This is a genomic window from Aquipseudomonas alcaligenes (assembly GCF_003205495.1).
In the GTDB taxonomy this organism is placed as follows: Bacteria; Pseudomonadota; Gammaproteobacteria; order Pseudomonadales; family Pseudomonadaceae; genus Aquipseudomonas; species Aquipseudomonas alcaligenes_B.
Genome location: NZ_QJRX01000004.1, coordinates 103,053 through 124,198, shown reverse-complemented (window position 1 = coordinate 124,198; position 21,146 = coordinate 103,053). Strand labels below are relative to the sequence as shown.

The following is a 21,146-nucleotide window of genomic DNA, read 5'->3' as shown; positions in this document are numbered from 1 at the left end:
GGAGCTGCCCCATGAACCTCATCCTTTTCCTGATCATCGGCGCCGTTGCCGGCTGGATCGCCGGTAAGTTGCTGCGTGGTGGCGGCTTCGGGCTGATCGGCAACCTGGTGGTGGGCATAGTCGGCGCGGTGATCGGCGGCCACCTGTTCAGCTACCTGGGCGTGTCCGCCGGTGGTGGGCTGATCGGCTCGCTGGTGACCGCGGTGATCGGTGCCCTGGTCCTGCTGTTCATCGTCGGCCTGATCAAGAAGGCCCAGTAGCGCTGGCGGGACGCCGTCCCGCCGCCCATTACTGGTCGCGCAGGTCCACGGCACCGGCGCCGGGTTTGTCGAACAGGCGCTCGGCGCTGCCCGGTAGGCTGCTGTGGCCATCCTCGTCGGCACCCAGCACGCTGATATCGCTGTACTTCTTGCCCGACAGCGCGGCCATGCCGGCGCGGTCGCGGACGATGGTCGGGCGCAGGAACACCATCAGGTTGCGCTTGACGTGGGTGTCCTTGGTCGAGCGGAACAGCCGGCCGATCAGCGGGATGTCACCCAGCAGCGGCACCTTGGAGTCGGTGCTGGTGACGTCGTCCTGGATCAGTCCGCCCAGCACTATGACCTGGCCATCGTCGGCCAGGATCACGCTCTTGATCGAGCGCTTGTTGGTCACCAGGTCCACCGCCTGGGCGTTGACCCCGGCGCTGGGGGCGATGGAGGAGATCTCCTGTTCCACTTCCAGGCGCAGGGTGGCGCCGTCGTTGATGTGCGGGGTGACCTTGAGGGTCACGCCGATGTCCTCGCGCTCGATGGTGGTGAAGGGGTTGTTCGCCCCCGAGGCGTCGGTGGTGTAGGAGCCGGTCTGGAAAGGCACGTTCTGCCCGACCAGGATTTCCGCCTCCTGGTTGTCCAGGGTCAGCAGGCTGGGCGTGGACAGCAGGTTGCTCTTGCTGTTGGCGGAGAGGGCGGTGATCAGCGCGCCGAAGTTCTCGGTGCCGATGCCGATGATGGCGCCGTCCGGCAGGGTCAGGTCATCGGGGATTTCCTCGTTCTGGATGGCCTTGAGCACGGTGCCCACCGACAGCCCGGTATTGCCGAAGTTGACCCCGCCGAGACCGCCGGTGCCGCCGCGGGCATCCACCGCCCACTGCACGCCGAGAGCGTCGCTGATGTCCCCGGAGATTTCCACGATGGCCGCCTCGACCATCACCTGGGCGCGCGGTACGTCGAGATTGCGCACGATTTCCTCTAGGGTCGCCACGGTGTCCGGATCGGCCAGCAGGACCAGGGCATTGAGGCTCTCGTCGGCGCGGATCAGGATGTTCTGCGGCTTGCTGCTGGCGGCTTCGCCACCACCCTCCGCGGTCTTCAATCCCTCGGAGATGTCGCCCAGGGTCTCGGCCAGGCTCTTGGCGTCGCTGTGGCGCAGGCGAATCACCCGCGCATTGGCCGAACGGGTGCTGGGAATGTCCAGCGAGCGGGCCAGGTTGGCCAGGCGCTGGCGGGCGGCCGGCGGGCCGAGGAGGATCAGGCGGTTGGTGCGGGCGTCGGCGATCACCCGGGTGCCGGCGCTGTTCTTCTCGTTGCGCATCACCGCGTTGTTCAGTGCCTCGGCGGCGTCCAGTACCCAGGCATGTTGCAGGTTGATCACGTTGTAGTCGCCGCCGCCCTGGGCGTCGAGCTCGGCGATCAGTTCGCGGATGCGTTCGATATTGGCCCGGCGGTCGCTGATGATCAGCGCGTTGGAGGCGGCCACAGCAGCCAGGTGGCCGTTCTGCGGCACCAGCGGGCGGATCAGCGGGATCAGTTCGTTGACCGAGGTGTGCTGCACCTGGATCAGCTCGGTCTGCACATCGTCCGGCGCGCTGCGGCTGCTGTTGGCGCCGCTGCGCGCCTCGGTGACCGGCACGATGCGCGCCTGGTCGCCCTGGGCCAGCACGCTGAAGCCATGGGTGCTCATCACCGAGAGGAACAGCTGGTAGACCTCCTCCAGGCCCAGCGGGGTCTTGGAGATCACCGTGACCTGACCCTTGACCCGCGGATCGACGACGAAGGTCTCGCCGGAGATCTGCGCCACCTGATCGATGAAGTCGCGGATATCGGCGTCCTTCATGTTGATGGTCCAGGTCTCGGCGCCCTGGCTCACCGCCACCGGCTCGGCGGCATGGACGAGCGGCAGCGGGGCGGCGAGGCAGCTCGCGGCCAGCAGCAGGGCGAGGGGCAGGCGTTTGTGCGGCGGGATTCTGGAGTCGATCATGGGCTGTCTTCGGCTTCCGGTATTTCGGGCTGCGGGATGTCGCCGCCTTCCATGCGTTGTTGAAGGTTCTGGATGCGCTCCTGCAGGGCCTGGACGTCCTCGTCCTGCAGCTGTTCCAGTTGACTGGCGGTGGGCTCCAGCGCCGAGTAGGCCGGCGTCAGCGAGGGCTGGCGCACGGCGGGGAAGCGCAGGCTCTCCTCGACGCCGCCGCGGTCGAGCACCACGTGGTCCTGATAGACGGCCTGCAGGCGGGTACTGGCGTTGACCTGCTCGCCCACGGCGATGCGCTTGGGCTTGTCGCCGGCGACCTGGATGATCGCCGCGGAGCGTGCTGCATCCGGGTTGACGAAGCTGGCCAGCAGGGTCATCTGCTGTCGGGTAGCGGGGGCGGCCTGGTCGCCGCGCGGCCTGGCCGCGGGCGTACCGAACAGATACTGCAGGCGCTGGATGGACAGCGGTTGGCGCTCGGCGATGCTTGCCGGAGCCGCTGGCGGCGCAGCCTCGCTGCGCAGCAGGCGAAGGAAATCGACGCTCTGCTTGCTCAGGCTGAGGGTGATGAGCAGCACCACGAGCAGGCAGAGGCCGGTCACGCCGTGGCGCTGCAGCCAGGCGGGCAGGCGGGTGCGGGTGCTACTCAAGGCATGGATCCCCCGGTGTTCTTCTTATTCTGTGCGGACGCTCTGCTCGGCGTCTCGCAATCCGGCCCGTACTCTGCGGGCGCAGGCAACCTTAACGCAAGTCCTTCGTCCATGGCGTATTCGCGTCGCCTATCTGCGCGCTGGTGCACTCTCCGCTGCGCCGGAAGCGTGAAACATTTCGAAACTTCCGGCGAACGAGTCGCTATCATCGGCCCCACGTGCTTCCCGTTCAACAATAACAATAAGCCAGACGGATCACCGCCATGGAAGATCGCAAGCCGCCCGTCGCGGCTCCCGTGGGGTTTGCACGCGCGGAGCTGCTGGAACTGCTCTGCCGTAGCGAGCAGTTTCCCCTGACGTTATTGCTGGCGCCCGCAGGCTCCGGCAAGTCGACCCTGCTGGCCCAGTGGCAGGCCGACCGCCCCTTCGGGAGTGTGGTGCACTATTCACTGCAGGCGCGTGACAACGAGCCGGTACGCTTCTTTCGCCACCTGGCCGAAAACATCCGCGCCCAGGTCGAGGACTTCGACCTGTCCTGGTTCAACCCCTTCGCCGCCGAGATGCACCAGTCACCCGAGGTGCTCGGCGAGTACCTGGCCGACGCGCTGAATCGTATCGAGAGGCGCCTTTACCTGGTCCTCGACGACTTCCAGTGCATCGGCCAGCCGATCATCCTCGACGTGCTCTCGGCCATGCTCGAACGCCTGGCGGGCAACACCCGGGTCATACTGTCCGGGCGCAACCATCCGGGGTTCTCCCTCAGCCGCCTGAAGCTGGACAACAAGCTGCTGTGCATCGACCAGCACGACATGCGCCTGTCGCCAGTGCAGATCCAGCACCTCAATGCCTACCTGGGTGGTCCTGATCTCAGCCCGGCCTATGTCGGCAGCCTGATGGCCATGACCGAGGGCTGGATGGTCGGGGTGAAGATGGCCCTGATGGCCTATGCGCGCTTCGGTACCGAGGCCCTGCAGCGTTTCGGTGGCGGCCATCCGGAGATAGTCGACTACTTCGGCCACGTGGTGCTGAAGAAGCTGTCGCCACAGCTGCATGACTTCCTGCTGTGCAGCGCGATCTTCGAGCGCTTCGACGGCGAGCTGTGCGACCGGGTGCTCGATCGCAGCGGTTCGGCCCTGCTGCTGGAGGATCTGGCGGCGCGCGAACTGTTCATGCTGCCGGTGGACGAGTACCCCGGCTGCTACCGCTACCATGCCCTGTTGCACGATTTCCTCGCCCGGCGCCTGGCCATGTACAAACCGCAGGAAGTGGCGCAACTGCATCGGCGGGCAGCCCTGGTGCTGCAGCAGCGTGGTGACCTGGAACTGGCCCTGCAGCATGCCCAGCGCAGTGGCGATCGCGCGTTGTTCCACGGCCTGCTGGGCGAGGCCTGCGAGCAATGGGTGCGCAGCGGTCACTTCGCCGAGGTGCTGAAGTGGCTGGAACCGCTGAGCGAGGCAGAACTCTGCGCACAGTCGCGCCTGCTGGTGCCGATGACCTATGCCCTGACCCTGTCGCGGCGTTTCCACCGGGCGCGCTACTGCCTGGACGAACTGGTGGCGCGCTGCGCCGGCCAGCCGGGCCTGGAGGAGCCGACCCGCCAGCTGCTGGCGCTCAACCTGGAGCTGTTCCAGCACGACCTGGCCTTCGACCCCGGCCAGCGCTGGTCCGACCTGCTGGCCGCGGGCGTCGCCTCGGACATCCGTGCCCTGGCGCTGAGCATCCTCGCCTATCACCACCTGATGCACGGCCGCCTGGAGCAGTCGATCCAGCTGGCGCTGGAGGCCAAGGCGTTGCTGGCCAGCACCGGCCAGCTGTTCCTGGAGAGCTACGCCGACCTGATCATCGCCCTGTGCAACCGCAACGCCGGGCGCGCTACCAGCGCGCGCAAGGATGTCTGCCTGGATTACCAGCGCACCGAGCGCTCCTCGCCGGCCTGGGTCAACCGTGCCACCGCCATGGTGGTGGCGCTGTACGAGCAGAACCAGCTGGTCGCCGCCCAGCAGCTGTGCGAGGACCTGATGGCCATGGTCACGTCGTCCTCGGCCACCGAGACCATCGCCACCGTGCACATCACCCTGTCGCGCCTGCTTCACCGGCGCCAGTCCCAGGGCCGCGCTACGCGCCTGCTGGAGCAGCTGTCACGCATCCTGCAACTGGGTAACTACGCGCGCTTCGCCAGCCAGGCGGCGCAGGAGAGCATGCGTCAGGCCTATCTCGACGGGCGCCCGGCGGCGCTAGACGCCCTGGCCCAGCGCCTGGGTATCGAGGAGCGCCTGGCCGCCGGCGAGTGGGAGAGGGTGCGCCCCTATGAAGAGTGCTGGGAGCGCTACGGTCTGGCCGCTGTGTACTGGCTGGTGATGCGCGGCGCCCAGCCGCGCGCCTGCCGCATCCTCAAGGTGCTGGCGCAGGCGCTGCAGAACAGCGAGATGAAGGCCCGTGCGCTGGTGGTGGAGGCCAACCTGCTGGTGCTGAACGCCCCGCAGCTGGGGGCGGACGAGCAGGACAGGGCCCTGCTGGCGCTGGTCGAGCGCTTCGGCATCGTCAACATCAACCGCTCGGTATTCGACGAGGCGCCCGGCTTCGCCGAGGCGGTGTTCGGCCTGCTGCGCTCGGGCCGGCTGCAGGCGCCGGAGGCCTATCGCGAGGCCTACGCCGACTTCCTCCAGGGCACAGGCCAGGCGCCGCCGGCGCTCCTGTCCGAGTCGCTGAAACAGCTCACCGACAAGGAGGCGGCGATCTTCGCCTGCCTGCTCAAGGGGCTGTCCAACAGCGAGATCAGCGTCAGCACCGGCATTGCCCTGTCCACCACCAAGTGGCACCTGAAGAACATCTACTCGAAGCTGAGCCTCTCCGGGCGTACCGAAGCCATCCTCGCCATGCAGGCCCGCAACGGCTAATGCGCCATGCCCCTCCCCGGGGAGGGGGGAGGGGCGCGCGCAACTGCCTAATCTCCCGCCTGCCGGAAAAGCCGGCAAGCAACCCCATTAGTACAAGAAGAAATCGGGAGATATCGCCATGTCTGTTTGGGTCACGTGGCCGGGCTTGGTCAAGTTCGGCACCCTGGGCATCTATGCCGGCCTGATCACGCTCGCGCTCGAGCGCGACGTGCTGTTCAAGAACAACCTGTTCGACGTCGACAACCTGCCCGCGGCCAACGCCAGCATCACCTGTGATGCCCGCAGCCAGGTGGCGCGTACCGAGGACGGCACCTGTAACATCCTCGCCAACCCGGCCGAGGGCTCGGTGTACCGCCGCTTCGGGCGCAACGTCGACCCCAGCGTGACCCATGGCGAGACCGAGGCCGACACCCTGCTCAGTCCCAATCCGCGGGAAGTGAGTAACGTGCTGATGGCGCGTGGCGAGTTCAAGCCGGCGCCCAGCCTCAACTTCATCGCCGCCTCCTGGATCCAGTTCATGGTGCATGACTGGGTCGAACACGGCCCCAACGCCGAAGCCAACCCGATCCAGGTGCCGCTGCCGGCTGGCGACGTGCTCGGCTCCGGCAGCCTGTCCGTGCGCCGCACCCAGCCCGACCCGACCCGTACCCCGGCCGAGGCCGGCAAGCCGGCCACCTACCGCAACCACAACACCCACTGGTGGGATGGTTCGCAGCTGTATGGCAGCAGCAAGGCCACCAACGACAAGGTGCGCGCCTTCGAGGGCGGCAAGCTGAAGATCAACCCCGACGGCACCCTGCCGACCGAGTTCCTCAGCGGCAAGCCGATCACCGGCTTCAACGAGAACTGGTGGGTCGGCCTGAGCATGCTGCACCAGCTGTTCACCAAGGAGCACAACGCCATCGCGGCGATGCTCCAGCAGAAGTACCCGGACAAGGACGACCAGTGGCTGTACGACCGTGCGCGCCTGGTCAACTCCGCGCTGATGGCCAAGATCCACACCGTGGAATGGACCCCGGCGGTGATCGCCAACCCGGTCACCGAACGCGCCATGTACGCCAACTGGTGGGGCCTGCTGGGTTCCGGTCCGGAGCGTGACAAGTATCAGGAAGAGGCGCGCATGCTGCAGGAGGACCTGGCCAGCTCCAACTCCTTCGTCCTGCGCATTCTCGGCATCGACGGCAGCCAGGCCGGCAGTTCGGCCATCGACCATGCCCTGGCCGGCATCGTCGGCTCGACCAACCCGAACAACTACGGCGTGCCCTACACCCTGACCGAGGAGTTCGTCGCGGTCTACCGCATGCACCCGCTGATGCGCGACAAGGTCGATGTCTACGACATCGGCTCGAACATCATCGCGCGCACCGTGCCGCTGCAGGAGACCCGCGACGCCGACGCCGAGGAGCTGCTGGCTTACGAGAATCCCGATCGCCTGTGGTACTCCTTCGGCATCACCAACCCGGGCTCGCTGACCCTCAACAACTACCCGAACTTCCTGCGCAACCTGTCCATGCCGCTGGTCGGCAACATCGACCTGGCGACCATCGACGTGCTGCGTGACCGCGAGCGCGGGGTGCCGCGCTACAACGAGTTCCGCCGCGAGATCGGCCTCAACCCGATCACCAAGTTCGAGGACCTGACCACCGACCCGGCCACCCTGGCCAACCTAAAGCGCATCTACGGCAACGACATCGAGAAGATCGACACCCTGGTCGGCATGCTGGCCGAGACCGTGCGTCCGGACGGCTTCGCCTTCGGCGAGACGGCCTTCCAGATCTTCATCATGAACGCCTCGCGGCGCCTGATGACCGACCGTTTCTACACCAAGGACTACCGCCCGGAGATCTACACCGCCGAGGGCCTGGCCTGGGTCGAGAACACCACCATGGTCGACGTGCTCAAACGCCACAATCCGCAGCTGGTCAACAGCCTGGCTGGCGTGGAAAACGCCTTCAAGCCCTGGGGTCTGAACATCCCGGCCGACTACGAGAGCTGGCCGGGCAAGGCCAAGCAGGACAACCTGTGGGTCAACGGCGCCCTGCGCAGCCAGTACGTCGAAGGCCAGCTGCCGGTCATTCCGCCGGTGGATGTCGGTGGCCTGATCAGTTCGGTGCTGTGGAAGAAGGTGCAGACCAAGTCCGACGTGGCACCGGCCGGCTACGAGAAGGCCATGCACCCGCATGGCGTGATGGCCAAGGTCAAGTTCACCGCCGTGCCGGGGCATCCCTACACCGGCCTGTTCCAGGGCGCCGACAGCGGCCTGTTGCGCCTGTCGGTGGCCGGCGACCCGGCAACCAACGGCTTCCAGCCGGGCCTGGCGTGGAAGGCCTTCGTCGACGGCAAGCCGTCGCAGAACGTCTCCGCGCTCTACACCCTGAGCGGGCAGGGCAGCAACCACAACTTCTTCGCCAACGAGCTGTCGCAGTTCGTCCTGCCGGAGACCAACGATACCCTGGGCACCACGCTGCTGTTCTCGCTGGTCAGCCTCAAGCCGACCCTGCTGCGCGTGGACGACATGGCCGAAGTGACCCAGACCGGCCAGGCCGTGACTTCGGTCAAGGCGCCGACGCAGATCTACTTCGTGCCCAAGCCGGAGCTGCGCAGCCTGTTCTCCAGTGCGGCGCATGACTTCCGCAGCGACCTGACGAGCCTCACCGCCGGCACCAAGCTGTACGACGTCTACGCCACCTCGATGGAGATCAAGACCTCGATCCTGCCGTCGACCAATCGCAGCTACGCCCAGCAACGGCGCAACAGCGCGGTGAAGATAGGCGAGATGGAGCTGACCTCGCCGTTCATCGCTTCGGCCTTCGGCGACAACGGGGTGTTCTTCAAGCACCAGCGTCACGAAGACAAATAAGGGTCATCCCTTGCTGAACAGCCCCGGCCCGTGCCGGGGCTGTTTTTTGGCGCGCGCCTTACGTCCATCACACTTCTACTCCAGGCTGTGCTGCCGCCTGCGAAATCGGCACTGCAGTTTTTGCGCAAATCCGTTAACTTGGCGCCTCGGCCATGCCATAAAAACAACAAGAACAACAGCAAGATGGATCTTCTGTTCGGGGAACGCATCCGCCCATGTCCACCGATACCCACGCCGCCCTGACGGCTCCCGCAAGTCCCACCTTGCGCTCGCTGCCCTTCGCCTTCGCCAAACGCCACGGCGTGCTGCTGCGCGAGCCTTTCGGCCAGGCCCAGCTGCAGGTGCGTCGTGGCGCCAGCCTGACCGCCGTGCAGGAGGCCCAGCGCTTCGCCGGTCGCGTGCTGCCGCTGCACTGGCTGGAGCCCGAGGCCTTCGAGCAGGAACTGGCCCTGGCCTACCAGCGCGACTCCTCCGAAGTGCGGCAGATGGCCGAGGGCCTGGGTGCCGAGCTCGACCTGGCCAGCCTGGCCGAGCTCACCCCCGAATCCGGCGACCTGCTGGAGCAGGAGGACGACGCACCGATCATCCGCCTGATCAACGCCATCCTCAGCGAGGCGATCAAGGCTGGCGCCTCCGACATCCACCTGGAAACCTTCGAGAAACGTCTGGTGGTGCGCTTTCGCGTCGACGGCATCCTTCGCGAAGTGATCGAGCCGCGCCGCGAACTGGCGGCGCTGCTGGTCTCGCGGGTCAAGGTCATGGCACGCCTGGACATCGCCGAGAAGCGCGTACCGCAGGACGGGCGCATCTCGCTCAAGGTCGGCGGCCGCGAGGTCGACATCCGTGTTTCCACCCTGCCGTCGGCCAATGGCGAGCGGGTGGTGCTGCGTCTGCTCGACAAGCAGGCCGGGCGCCTGTCGCTTACACACCTGGGCATGAGCGAGCGCGACCGCCGTCTGCTCGACGAGAACCTGCGCAAGCCCCACGGCATCATCCTGGTCACCGGCCCCACCGGCTCGGGCAAGACCACCACCCTGTACGCCGGCCTGGTCACCCTCAACGACCGCTCGCGCAACATCCTCACGGTGGAAGACCCGATCGAGTACTACCTGGAAGGCATCGGCCAGACCCAGGTCAATCCGCGGGTGGACATGACCTTCGCCCGCGGCCTGCGCGCCATCCTGCGCCAGGACCCGGACGTAGTGATGGTCGGCGAGATCCGCGACCAGGAAACCGCCGACATCGCCGTGCAGGCCTCGCTGACCGGCCACCTGGTGCTCTCCACCCTGCACACCAACAGCGCCGTCGGCGCCGTCACCCGCCTGGTCGACATGGGCGTCGAGCCCTTTCTGCTGTCTTCTTCCCTGCTCGGCGTGCTGGCCCAGCGCCTGGTGCGCGTGCTCTGCGTGCACTGCCGCGAGGCGCGTCCGGCCGACGCGGCCGAGTGCGGCCTGCTTGGCCTCGACCCGCACAGCCAGCCGCTGATCTACCACGCTAAGGGCTGCCCGGAGTGCCACCAGCAGGGCTACCGCGGCCGTACCGGCATCTACGAGCTGGTGATCTTTGACGACCAGATGCGCACCCTGGTGCACAACGGCGTCGGCGAGCAGGAGCTGCTGCGCCACGCCCGCAGCCTCGGCCCAAGCATCCGTGACGACGGCCGGCGCAAGGTGCTGGAAGGGGTGACCACCCTGGAAGAAGTGCTGCGCGTGACCCGGGAAGACTGATGGCCGCCTTCGAATACATCGCCCTGGATGCCAGGGGTCGCCAGCAGAAAGGGGTGCTGGAGGGCGACAGCGCCCGCCAGGTGCGCCAGCTGCTGCGCGACAAACAGCTGTCGCCGCTGCAGGTCGAGCCGGTACAGCGCAGGGAGCAGGCCGAGGGTGTTGGCTTCAGCCTGCGCCGTGGCCTGTCGGCCCGCGACCTGGCGCTGGTCACCCGCCAGCTGGCGACCCTGATCGGCGCCGCGCTGCCCATCGAGGAGGCGCTGCGCGCCGCCGCCGCGCAGTCGCGCCAGCCGCGCATCCAGTCGATGCTGTTGGCGGTGCGCGGCAAGGTGCTCGAGGGCCACAGCCTGGCCAAGGCCCTGGCCTCCTACCCGGCGGCCTTCCCCGAGCTGTACCGCGCCACGGTGGCGGCCGGCGAGCATGCGGGGCACCTGGCGCCGGTGCTGGAGCAGCTGGCCGACTACACCGAGCAGCGCCAGCAGTCGCGGCAGAAGATCCAGATGGCGCTGCTCTACCCGGTGATCCTGATGCTCGCTTCGCTGGGCATCGTCGGTTTTCTGCTCGGCTACGTGGTGCCGGATGTGGTGCGGGTGTTCGTCGACTCCGGGCAGACCCTGCCGGCGCTGACCCGCGGGCTGATTTTCCTCAGCGAGCTGGTCAAGTCCTGGGGCGCCCTGGCCATCGTCCTGGCGGTGCTCGGCGTGCTCGCCTTTCGCCGCGCCCTGCGCAGCGAGGATCTGCGCCGGCGCTGGCATGCCTTCCTGCTGCGCGTGCCGCTGGTCGGTGGGCTGATCGCCGCCACCGAGACGGCACGCTTCGCCTCGACCCTGGCCATCCTGGTGCGCAGCGGCGTGCCACTGGTGGAGGCGCTGGCCATCGGCGCCGAGGTGGTGTCCAACCTGATCATCCGCAGCGACGTGGCCAACGCCACCCAGCGCGTGCGCGAGGGCGGCAGCCTGTCGCGCGCGCTGGAAGCCAGCCGGCAGTTTCCGCCGATGATGCTGCACATGATCGCCAGCGGCGAGCGTTCCGGCGAGCTGGACCAGATGCTGGCGCGCACGGCGCGCAACCAGGAAAACGACCTGGCGGCCACCATCGGCCTGCTGGTGGGGCTGTTCGAGCCGTTCATGCTGGTATTCATGGGCGCGGTGGTGCTGGTGATCGTGCTGGCCATCCTGCTGCCGATTCTTTCTCTGAACCAACTGGTGGGTTGATAGCGATGTACAAACAGAAAGGCTTCACGCTGATCGAGATCATGGTGGTGGTGGTCATCCTCGGCATTCTCGCTGCCCTGGTGGTGCCGCAGGTGATGGGCCGCCCGGACCAGGCCAAGGTCACCGCGGCGCAGAACGACATCCGCGCCATCGGCGCCGCGCTGGACATGTACAAGCTGGACAACCAGAACTACCCGAGCACCCAGCAGGGCCTGGAGGCCCTGGTGAAGAAACCCACCGGCACGCCGGCGGCGAAGAACTGGAACGCCGAGGGCTACCTGAAGAAGCTGCCTGTCGACCCCTGGGGCAACCAGTACCTGTACCTGTCGCCGGGCACCCGTGGCAAGATCGACCTGTATTCGCTGGGCGCCGACGGCCAGGAAGGCGGCGAGGGGACCGACGCCGACATCGGCAACTGGGATCTCTGACTCGCGATGCAGCGGGGGCGCGGTTTCACCCTGATCGAGCTGCTGGTGGTGCTGGTGCTGCTCGGCGTGCTCACCGGCCTCGCCGTACTCGGCAGCGGGATCGCCAGCAGCCCCGCGCGCAAGCTGGCGGACGAGGCCGAGCGCCTGCAGTCGCTGCTGCGGGTGCTGCTCGACGAGGCGGTGCTAGACAACCGCGAGTATGGCGTACGCTTCGACGCCCGGAGCTACCGGGTGCTGCGCTTCGAGCCGCGCACGGCGCGCTGGGAGCCGCTCGACGAGCGCGTGCACGAGCTGCCGGAGTGGCTCGAGCTGGAGATCGAGGTCGACGAGCAGAGTGTCGGGCTGCCCGCCGCCCGTGGTGACCAGGACAAAGCCGCGGCCAAGGCGCCACAGCTGCTGCTGCTCTCCAGTGGCGAGCTGACCCCCTTCACCCTGCGCCTGTCTGCCGGCCGCGAGCGCGGCGCGCCGGTACTGACGCTGGCCAGCGACGGCTTCGCCGAGCCCGAGCTGCAGCAGGAAAAGTCCCGATGAAGCGTAGCCGCGGCTTCACCCTGCTGGAAGTGCTGGTGGCCCTGGCGATCTTCGCCGTGGTCGCCGCCAGCGTGCTCAGCGCCAGCGCCCGCTCGCTGAAGACCGCCGCACGACTGGAGGACAAGACCTTCGCCACCTGGCTGGCGGACAACCGTCTGCAGGAGCTGCAGCTGGCCGACGTGCCGCCGGGCGAGGGCCGCGAGCAGGGCGAGGAGAGCTACGCTGGGCGGCGCTGGCTCTGGCAGAGCGAGGTGCAGGCCACCAGCGAGCCAGAGATGCTGCGGGTTACCGTACGGGTGGCGCTGAGGCCGGAGCGCGGGCTGCAGGGCAAGATCGAAGACCATGCTCTGGTGACCCTGAGTGGCTTCGTCGGGGTCGAGCCATGAAGCAGCGCGGCTTCACCCTGCTGGAAGTGCTGATCGCCATCGCCATCTTCGCCCTGCTGGCCATGGCCACCTACCGCATGCTCGATAGCGTGCTGCAGACCGATCGCGGCCAGCGCCAGCAGGAGCAGCGCCTGCGCGAGCTGACGCGGGCCATGGCGGCCTTCGAACGCGACCTGCTGCAGGTGCGCCTGCGCCCGGTGCGCGACCCGCTGAGCGACCTGCTGCCGGCCCTGCGCGGCAGCAGTGGCCGCGATACCCAGCTGGAGTTCACCCGCAGCGGCTGGCGCAACCCGCTCGGCCAGCCGCGCGCCACCCTGCAGCGGGTGCGCTGGCAGCTCGAAGGCGAGCGCTGGCAGCGCGCCTACTGGACGGTGCTGGACCAGGCCCAGGACAGCCAGCCGCGGGTGCAGCAGGCGCTGGATGGCGTGCGCCGCTTCGACTTGCGCTTTCTCGACCAGGAGGGGCGCTGGCTGCAGGACTGGCCGCCGGCCAACAGTGCTGCCGACGAGGCCCTGACCCAGCTGCCGCGTGCCGTCGAGCTGGTCGTCGAGCACCGCCATTACGGTGAACTGCGCCGTCTCTGGCGCTTGCCCGAGATGCCGCAGCAGGAACAGATCACGCCGCCCGGGGGCGAGCAGGGCGGTGAGCTGCTGCCGGAAGAGCCGGAGCCCGAGGCATGAGCCGGCAGCGCGGCGTGGCACTGATCACCGTGCTGCTGGTGGTGGCGCTGGTGACCGTGGTCTGCGCGGCCCTGCTGCTGCGCCAGCAGCTGGCCATCCGCAGCACCGGCAACCAGCTGCTGGTGCGCCAGGCCCAGTACTACGCCGAAGGCGGCGAGCTGCTGGCCAAGGCCCTGCTGCGTCGCGACCTGGCCGCCGACCAGGTCGATCATCCCGGCGAGCCCTGGGCCAACCCCGGCCTGCGCTTCCCCCTGGATGAGGGCGGCGAGCTGCGCCTGCGCATCGAGGACCTGGCCGGACGTTTCAACCTCAACAGCCTGGCCGCCGGTGGTGAGGCCGGTGAGTTGGCGCTGCTGCGCCTGCGGCGCCTGCTGCAGCTGCTGCAGCTGACCCCGGCCTATGCCGAGCGCCTGCAGGACTGGCTCGACGGCGATCAGGAGGCCAGCGGCATGGCCGGCGCCGAGGATGACCAGTACCTGCTGCAGAAACCACCCTACCGTACAGGCCCCGGGCGCATTGCCGAGGTGTCCGAGCTGCGCCTGCTGCTGGGCATGAGCGAGGCCGACTACCGCCGCCTGGCCCCCTTCGTCAGCGCCCTGCCGAGCCAGGTCGAGCTGAACATCAACACCGCCAGCGCCCAGGTGCTGGCCTGCCTGGGCGAGGGCATTCCCGAGGCGGCGCTCGAGGCCGCCATCGAGGGTCGCGGCCGCAGTGGCTATCGCGAGCCCGCCGCCTTCGTCCAGCAGCTTGCCAGCTACGGCGTCAGCCCGCAGGGGCTGGGCATCGCCAGTCAGTATTTCCGTGTCACCACCGAGGTGCTGGTGGGTGAGCGGCGCCAGGTGCTGGCCAGTTATCTGCAACGTGGTAATGATGGGCGCGTCCGCCTGATGGCGCGCGATCTGGGGCAGGAGGGCCTGGCGCCCCCGCCCGTCGAGGAGTCCGAGAAATGAGTCTGCTCACCCTGTTTCTGCCGCCCCAGGCCTGCACCGAGGCGAGCGCCGACATGCCGGTGTGGTGCGTCGAGAGCGACAGCTGCCGTCAGCTGCCCTTCGCCGAGGCCTTGCCGGCCGACGCGCGGGCCTGGCGCCTGGTGTTGCCGGTGGAGGCGGTGACCACCTGTGTCGTGCAGTTGCCGACCACCAAGGCACGCTGGCTGGCCAAGGCCCTGCCGTTTGCCGTCGAGGAGCTGCTGGCCGAGGAGGTGGAGCAGTTTCACCTGTGTGTCGGTAGCGCCCTGGCCGATGGTCGTCATCGTGTTCATGCCCTGCGCCGCGAGTGGCTGGCCGGATGGCTGGCGCTGTGCGGCGAGCGGCCGCCGCAGTGGATCGAGGTGGACGCCGACCTGTTGCCGGAGGAGGGTAGCCAGCTGCTCTGCCTGGGCGAGCGCTGGTTGCTCGGTGGTGCGGGCGAGGCGCGCCTGGCCCTGCGTGGCGAGGACTGGCCGCAGCTGGCGGCGCTCTGCCCGCCACCCCGACAAGCCTATGTGCCGCCCGGGCAGGCGGCGCCGCCGGGCGTCGAGGCCTGCCAGACGCTGGAGCAGCCGTGGCTCTGGCTGGCCGCGCAGAAGGCCGGCTGCAACCTGGCCCAGGGGCCTTTCGCCCGTCGCGAGCCTTCCGGCCAGTGGCAGCGCTGGCGGCCGCTGGCGGGGCTGCTCGGTCTCTGGCTGGTGCTGCAGTGGGGCTTCAATCTGGCCCAGGGCTGGCAGCTGCAGCGCGAGGGCGAACGCTATGCCGTGGCCAACGAGGCGCTGTATCGCGAGCTGTTCCCCGAGGATCGCAAGGTGATCAACCTGCGTGCGCAGTTCGACCAGCACCTGGCCGAGGCGGCGGGGAGCGGCCAGAGCCAGTTGCTGGCCCTGCTCGATCAGGCCGCCGCGGCCATCGGCGAAGGGGGCGCACAGGTTCAGGTGGATCAGCTCGACTTCAACGCCCAGCGTGGCGACCTGGCCTTCAACCTGCGTGCCAGCGATTTCGCCGCGTTGGAAAGCCTGCGGGCACGCCTGCAGGAGGCCGGCCTGGCGGTGGACATGGGCTCGGCGAGCCGCGAGGACAAAGGCGTCAGTGCGCGCCTGGTGATCGGAGGTAACGGATGAACGGCCTGCTCATGCAATGGCAAGCGCGCCTGGCGCAGAACCCTTTGATGCTGCGCTGGCAGGGCCTACCGCCGCGCGACCGGCTGGCCCTGGGCCTGCTCGCTACCTTCCTGTTGCTGGTGCTGCTGTACCTGTTGCTTTGGCGGCCGGTCAGCCAGAACCTGGAGCGGGTGCGCGGCTTCCTGCAACAGCAGCGTACGCTGCACGCCTACCTGCAGGAGCATGCCCCGCAGGTGCGGGCACGGCAGGTCGCACCGCAGGCCAGCATCGATCCTGCCGCGCTGCAGGGGTTGGTGACCGCCAGTGCCGCCAGCCAGGGGCTGAATGTCGAGCGTCTGGACAACCAGGGTGATGGTGGCCTGCAGGTGAGCCTGCAGCCGGTCGAGTTTGCCCGTCTGCTGCAGTGGCTGGTGAGCCTGCAGGAGCAGGGCGTGCGCGTCGAAGAGGCCGGTCTGGAACGTGCCGACAAGGGGCTGGTGAGCAGCCGCCTGCTGCTGCGTGCCGGTTGAGCCCGGCTGCACCAGGCGAGTGCATCGGCACTTGCGCGGAGCATCCGGAAAACCCGTCCGCGAAGAAAAAATTCAAGCAGGGTGTTGACTTAGCTATGACCTCTGCGTAAATTGCGCGCCTCGCAAGGCTAACGGCTGATTAGCTCAGCTGGGAGAGCACCTGCATCACACGCAGGGGGTCGGCGGTTCGATCCCGTCATCAGCCACCAATCTTTGCGAGACCGACGCGCAGCGGTAGTTCAGTCGGTTAGAATACCGGCCTGTCACGCCGGGGGTCGCGGGTTCGAGTCCCGTCCGCTGCGCCATATTAAGAGAAGCCCTCAGCTCGCAAGAGCTGGGGGCTTTTCGCATGTGGCGGAAAAAACTCGCTGTCACCACCCTGTCATCGGGAATCTTCAGGCTGTTGGCATGGTCTTTGTTTGAACCATGACGTCACGACAGGAGATAACCCTATGGATGACTACGTCGAAGAGCTCCTCGAATCCCGTGCAATCGAGCAGGACCCGCTGGAGCCGGCCGAGGACGCCACCGAACTCTGAGGCTCGCGGCTAGCCGGCCTGCAGGCGCTGGCTGCGCCGGAACTCCCCGGGCGTCTGCCCGCTCCAGCGCTTGAAGGCGCGCTGGAAGGCCTCCGCGGAGGCGAAACCGAGCAGGTAGGCGATCTCGCCGAAGGCCAGTTCGGTGTCGCGGATATAGGCCATCGCCAGATCGCGCCGCGTTTCGTTGAGCAGGGTACGGAACTGCGTGCCTTCTTCCGCCAGTTTGCGCCGCAGCGTCCAGCTCGGCAGCTGCAGTTTTTTCGCCACTTCCTCCAGCTCCGGCTCGCGCCCGTGCAGCATCGGTCCCAGCAGGTGGATGATGCGCTCGCGCAGGCTGCGGGTGCGAGTCAGCTGTTCCAGTTCCCGCTCGGCCAGTTCCAGCAGCTGCTGCCAGGTGCTCGGGCAGTGTTGTGACAGGGGCTGGTCCAGGGCGTTGTTGGTCAGGCGCAGGCGGTTGTGGCCGGCCGCGAATTCCACCGGGCAGCCGAAACAGGCTTCGTAACGTTCGGCATAGGCGGGGGCGGGGAACTCGATCTCCACCCGCTCCACCGCCAGCCTATCGCCCAGCAGGGCGCCGAGCTGGTGGTGCCAGCTGGACAGCACCGAGTCCACCACGAAGCGGTTGAAGTCGTTGTACGGACTGATCGAGTAGAAGCTCAGCCAGGCGCCGCCGGCATCCTCGACGAAGCTCGAATGGCCGCGGTAGTTGTGCGCGTACAGCGGTTCGAGGCGGATCAGCGTGCGCGCCGCCTCGCGCAGGGTCGGTGCCTGGGCGGCGGTGACGCCCGCCAGGCCGGCCTGGCCGATGCGGCTGTGGCGCCCCATCTCCAGGCCCAGCGCCGGGTCGCCGCACAGGGCGATGGCGCTGTGGCCCAGACGCATGTAGCGCGGGATCGACAGGCGCTCGCGTGGCAGGGCCAGGCGCGCGGCATCCAGGCGGAACTGGCGCAGCAGCTCGTCGGCGGCCACCCCCTTGTCCGCCAGGGCGGCCACCAAGCCGTGGACGAAGGCGACGGACAGGTCGCCCAGGCGGACGCGCGCGGCCTTCATATCAAAGCCACAGGTTGAGCAGGCGGGCGCCGGGGCCGTCCTCGGCCAGGTGCTGGGTGCCGGGGGTGGCCGCCATGCTGCGTCCCTGGCTGCCCAGGTCCCACAGCTGGCCGCGCAGGAAGACCAGCATGCCGGCGCGTGCCTGCGTTTCTCTCAGGTGGGCGGACAGCGCCTGCTGCAGGCGGCTCTCGGCTGCGCCTACAGGCGCGGCGTTGCCCGGCAGGAAGGCGGGCACGGCGAGCAGCTCCACCTGTTGCGCGGCGAGGTGCGCATAGTGCTGCGCCTGCTCGCCGTCGCTGCCGAGCAGGATGCCCAGGCGCCCGGCCGGGGTGGCGATCACCTGCAGCGCCTGGCTGGGGGCGGCGGCGGTGAAGGCGTCTTCGTCGCGATGCGGCAGGACCTTGCGCTGGGGCTGGCCGAGTGGCAGGCCGTCGCTGCCGAACACCAGGCTGACGTTGTACAGCGGGCCGCTGCCGACCTGCAGCACGCCCTCCACCACACTGGGCTCGGGCAGCACGATGGAGCCGGCGACCAGGGTGACGCCATAGCTCTCGGCCAGACCGCCGAACAGGCTCTGGTAGTCCGCGGCCATCTGCGCGGCCTTCATGCGCAGCAGGGCGTCGCTGAGCGGTGCCTTGCCCTGGCTGAACAGGGTGGCGCGGGCCAGCTCCAGAGGGTGGCTGAGGCCCAGCCAGATGCGTGCCTCGGCCAGGTCGCGGGCGGCGAAGGCCTCGCGCTTTTCCCCTGCGGCCACCAGCCAGGTGCCGATGTGCTCGGGCAGTATCACCACCGTCTTCGGGTTGAGCAGGCCCAGCGCGCGGGCCTGATCCAGATGAGCGGACAGTTTGCGGTGCAGGTGCAGCAGGCTGCGGTAATCGGCGCCCTGCAGGTCGGGCTGGATGCCCAGCAGGTTGCCGCGGCCGCGGTCCTGGCCCTGGTCGAAGGCCAGCGAGCTACGCAGGTCGCTGAGGATGTAGCTGTCCGGGCGCCACTGGGCCCAGGCGACGTAGGCGAGCAGGGCGAGTGGCAGGAGCAGCCAGAGGGCGCGGCGGAGCAGGGTGAGCATGGTGGAGCCTGTGCATACGATGAGGTCGCCAGACTAGGCCAAGGCGCCGCGCTTGCCTAGTCGCGCTGTCATTTATGATCAATAAGTTGTGCATTTCGATCATTGAGTGGTCGGCGGTCGCTCTTTATCGTCTGCCGCACAACGACCGTGCACGGAGCAGTGCGCGGCGCCCCGTGACAAGCCCGACGCTGTGGAGATGACCATGAGCAACGCCTACCCGAACCTGCTGGCCCCGCTGGACCTCGGTTTCACCACCCTGAAGAACCGTACCCTGATGGGCTCCATGCATACAGGCCTGGAGGAGAAGCCGGGCGGTTTCGAGCGCATGGCGGCCTATTTCGCCGAGCGCGCCCGCGGTGGCGTCGGCCTGATGGTCACCGGCGGCATCGGCCCGAACGAGGAGGGCGGTGTCTATTCCGGCGCAGCCAAACTGACCACCCCGGAAGAAGCCGAGAAGCACAAGATCGTCACCCGTGCGGTGCATGAGGCGGACGGCAAGATCTGCATGCAGATCCTCCATGCCGGCCGCTACGCCTACAGCCCCAAATCGGTGGCGCCGAGCGCCATCCAGGCGCCGATCAACCCGTTCAAGCCCCAGGAGCTGGACGAGGCGGGCATCGAGAAGCAGATCCAGGACTTCGTCACCTGCTCGCTGCTGGCCCAGCAGGCCGAGTACGACGGTGTCGAGATCATGGGTTCGGAAGGCTACTTCATCAACCAGTTCCTGGTCGCCCACACCAACCACCGTACCGACCGCTGGGGCGGCAGCTACGAGAACCGCATGCGCCTGCCAGTGGAGATCGTCCGCCGCGTGCGCGAGGCCGTGGGGCCGAACTTCATCATCATCTACCGCCTGTCCATGCTCGACCTGGTCGAGGGCGGCAGCACCTGGGACGAGATCGTGATGCTGGCCAAGGCCATCGAGAAGGCCGGCGCCACCATCATCAACACCGGCATCGGCTGGCACGAGGCGCGCATCCCGACCATCGCCACCAAGGTGCCGCGTGCCGCCTTCACCAAGGTCACCGCCAAGCTGCGCGGCGAGGTGAGCATCCCGCTGTGCACCACCAACCGCATCAATACCCCGGAAGTGGCCGAGCAGGTGCTGGCCGAGGGCGATGCCGACATGGTGTCCATGGCCCGTCCGTTCCTCGCCGACCCCGAGTTCGTCAACAAGGCGGCCGCCGGCCGCGCCGACGAGATCAACACCTGCATCGGCTGTAACCAGGCCTGCCTGGACCACACCTTCGGCGGCAAGCTGACCAGCTGCCTGGTCAATCCGCGCGCCTGCCACGAGACCGAGCTGAACTACATCCCGACCACCACGGTGAAGAAGATCGCCGTGGTCGGTGCCGGCCCGGCCGGCCTGTCCGCCGCCACCGTTGCGGCCGAGCGCGGCCACCAGGTGACCCTGTTCGACGCGGCCGGCGAGATCGGCGGTCAGTTCAATGTGGCCAAGCGCGTGCCGGGCAAGGAAGAGTTCTACGAGACCCTGCGCTACTTCAAGAAGAAGCTGGAGACCACCGGCGTCGACCTGCGCCTGAACACCCGTGTGTCGGCCGACGACCTGGTCAAGGGCGGCTACGACGAGATCATCCTGGCCACCGGCATCGTGCCGCGCACCCCGGCCATCCCGGGCATCGAGCACGCCAAGGTGATCAGCTACCTGGACGCCATCCTGCAGCGCAAGCCGGTCGGCCAGAAGGTCGCGGTGATCGGCGCCGGCGGTATCGGCTTCGACGTCTCCGAGTTCATCACCCACCAGGGCGAGGCTACCAGCCTGAACCGCGAGGCCTTCTGGAAGGAGTGGGGCATCGATACCGCACTGGAAGCCCGTGGCGGCATCGCCGGGGTCAAGGCCGAAGTGCATCCGGCGGCACGCCAGGTGTTCCTGCTGCAGCGCAAGAAGTCCAAGGTCGGCGACGGCCTGGGCAAGACCACCGGCTGGATCCACCGCACCGGCCTGAAGAACAAGAACGTGCAGATGCTCAACTCGGTCGAGTACCTCAAGGTGGACGACGCCGGCCTGCACATCCGCATCGCCGAGGGCGAGCCGCAGCTGCTGCCGGTGGACACCGTGATTGTCTGCGCCGGGCAGGACCCGCTGCGCGAGCTGCACGACGACCTGGTCGCCGTCGGGCAGAACGTGCACCTGATCGGCGGCGCTGACGTGGCCGCCGAGCTGGACGCCAAGCGTGCGATCAACCAGGGCTCGCGCCTCGCCGCCGAACTCTGATCGACAGACGCCCCGCCCAGTGCGGGGCGTCTGCTTTAAGGCTCACAACAACAAG

The 21,146-nt window shown here is 68.0% G+C and carries 17 protein-coding genes and 2 tRNA genes; 15 read left to right on the top strand and 4 right to left on the bottom strand.

What is annotated here, in order from left to right; all coding sequences use genetic code 11:
* Positions 1-11: 11 nt before the first annotated feature.
* Positions 12-260: a GlsB/YeaQ/YmgE family stress response membrane protein gene (locus tag DMO17_RS08510; protein ID WP_110682064.1), complete on the top strand. Its 249-nt coding sequence runs from the start codon at positions 12-14 to the stop codon at positions 258-260.
* Between the two features lie 28 nt (positions 261-288).
* Here DMO17_RS08510 and gspD read toward each other — a convergent pair whose 3' ends face one another.
* Positions 289-2,238 carry a type II secretion system secretin GspD gene (gspD, locus tag DMO17_RS08505; protein WP_110682063.1) on the bottom strand — a complete coding sequence of 650 codons (1,950 nt, stop codon included), beginning with the start codon at positions 2,236-2,238 and terminating at the stop codon, positions 289-291.
* The gene (locus DMO17_RS08500; RefSeq protein ID WP_181418755.1) at positions 2,235-2,876 is read right to left on the bottom strand and encodes a type II secretion system protein N; all 642 of its coding nucleotides are present in this window, start codon (positions 2,874-2,876) and stop codon (positions 2,235-2,237) included. Before DMO17_RS08500 ends, gspD begins: the two co-directional genes overlap by 4 nt.
* 263 nt (positions 2,877-3,139) lie before the next feature.
* Here DMO17_RS08500 and DMO17_RS08495 point away from each other — a divergent pair, with 263 nt between their 5' ends.
* From DMO17_RS08495 to DMO17_RS08435, 13 genes are all read left to right on the top strand, one after another.
* Positions 3,140-5,773 (top strand): LuxR C-terminal-related transcriptional regulator, encoded by a 2,634-nt coding sequence (locus tag DMO17_RS08495; protein ID WP_110682061.1) that lies wholly within the window; start codon positions 3,140-3,142, stop codon positions 5,771-5,773.
* A gap of 118 nt (positions 5,774-5,891) precedes the next feature.
* Positions 5,892-8,633 (top strand): peroxidase family protein, encoded by a 2,742-nt coding sequence (locus DMO17_RS08490; protein ID WP_110682060.1) that lies wholly within the window; start codon positions 5,892-5,894, stop codon positions 8,631-8,633.
* Positions 8,634-8,848: 215 nt separating this feature from the next.
* Entirely contained in the window at positions 8,849-10,360 is a 1,512-nt protein-coding gene (gspE, locus tag DMO17_RS08485; protein ID WP_110682059.1) for a type II secretion system ATPase GspE, read from the top strand.
* Positions 10,360-11,574 carry a GspF family T2SS innner membrane protein variant XcpS gene (gene xcpS / locus DMO17_RS08480; RefSeq protein WP_110682058.1) on the top strand — a complete coding sequence of 405 codons (1,215 nt, stop codon included), beginning with the start codon at positions 10,360-10,362 and terminating at the stop codon, positions 11,572-11,574. The genes gspE and xcpS overlap by 1 nt, the downstream gene beginning before the upstream one ends.
* Before the next feature lie 5 nt (positions 11,575-11,579).
* The gene (gene gspG, locus DMO17_RS08475) at positions 11,580-12,002 is read left to right on the top strand and encodes a type II secretion system major pseudopilin GspG (RefSeq protein WP_110682057.1); all 423 of its coding nucleotides are present in this window, start codon (positions 11,580-11,582) and stop codon (positions 12,000-12,002) included.
* Positions 12,003-12,008: 6 nt separating this feature from the next.
* Positions 12,009-12,533, top strand: coding sequence for a type II secretion system minor pseudopilin GspH (gene gspH, locus DMO17_RS08470; protein ID WP_110682056.1), 525 nt, complete (start codon positions 12,009-12,011; stop codon positions 12,531-12,533).
* A complete protein-coding gene (gene gspI / locus DMO17_RS08465; RefSeq protein ID WP_110682055.1) occupies positions 12,530-12,919 on the top strand; it encodes a type II secretion system minor pseudopilin GspI in 390 nt (129 codons plus the stop codon). The genes gspH and gspI overlap by 4 nt, the downstream gene beginning before the upstream one ends.
* On the top strand, positions 12,916-13,599 hold the full coding sequence (gene gspJ, locus DMO17_RS08460) for a type II secretion system minor pseudopilin GspJ (RefSeq protein ID WP_110682054.1): 684 nt from the start codon (positions 12,916-12,918) through the stop codon (positions 13,597-13,599). Before gspI ends, gspJ begins: the two co-directional genes overlap by 4 nt.
* Entirely contained in the window at positions 13,596-14,549 is a 954-nt protein-coding gene (gspK, locus tag DMO17_RS08455; RefSeq protein WP_110682053.1) for a type II secretion system minor pseudopilin GspK, read from the top strand. Before gspJ ends, gspK begins: the two co-directional genes overlap by 4 nt.
* Entirely contained in the window at positions 14,546-15,691 is a 1,146-nt protein-coding gene (gene gspL / locus DMO17_RS08450) for a type II secretion system protein GspL (protein ID WP_110682052.1), read from the top strand. The genes gspK and gspL overlap by 4 nt, the downstream gene beginning before the upstream one ends.
* On the top strand, positions 15,688-16,200 hold the full coding sequence (locus DMO17_RS08445; protein WP_110682051.1) for a type II secretion system protein M: 513 nt from the start codon (positions 15,688-15,690) through the stop codon (positions 16,198-16,200). Before gspL ends, DMO17_RS08445 begins: the two co-directional genes overlap by 4 nt.
* Positions 16,201-16,333: 133 nt before the next feature.
* Positions 16,334-16,409: transfer RNA gene (locus DMO17_RS08440), tRNA-Val, on the top strand.
* 19 nt (positions 16,410-16,428) lie between these two features.
* A tRNA-Asp gene (locus tag DMO17_RS08435) sits at positions 16,429-16,505 on the top strand.
* Positions 16,506-16,748: 243 nt separating this feature from the next.
* On the opposite strand, the gene DMO17_RS08430 is transcribed toward DMO17_RS08435, so the two are convergent.
* Together DMO17_RS08430 and DMO17_RS08425 are read right to left on the bottom strand one after the other, a co-directional pair.
* Complete coding sequence (locus DMO17_RS08430; protein WP_110682050.1) at positions 16,749-17,789, bottom strand: AraC family transcriptional regulator; 1,041 nt, start codon at positions 17,787-17,789, stop codon at positions 16,749-16,751.
* A 1-nt stretch (position 17,790) separates the two neighbouring features.
* Positions 17,791-18,855: a carbon-nitrogen hydrolase family protein gene (locus DMO17_RS08425; protein ID WP_110682049.1), complete on the bottom strand. Its 1,065-nt coding sequence runs from the start codon at positions 18,853-18,855 to the stop codon at positions 17,791-17,793.
* Between the two features lie 202 nt (positions 18,856-19,057).
* On the opposite strand from DMO17_RS08425, the gene DMO17_RS08420 reads away from it, so the two are divergent.
* Positions 19,058-21,091 (top strand): oxidoreductase, encoded by a 2,034-nt coding sequence (locus DMO17_RS08420; RefSeq protein ID WP_375538012.1) that lies wholly within the window; start codon positions 19,058-19,060, stop codon positions 21,089-21,091.
* Positions 21,092-21,146: the final 55 nt, after the last annotated feature.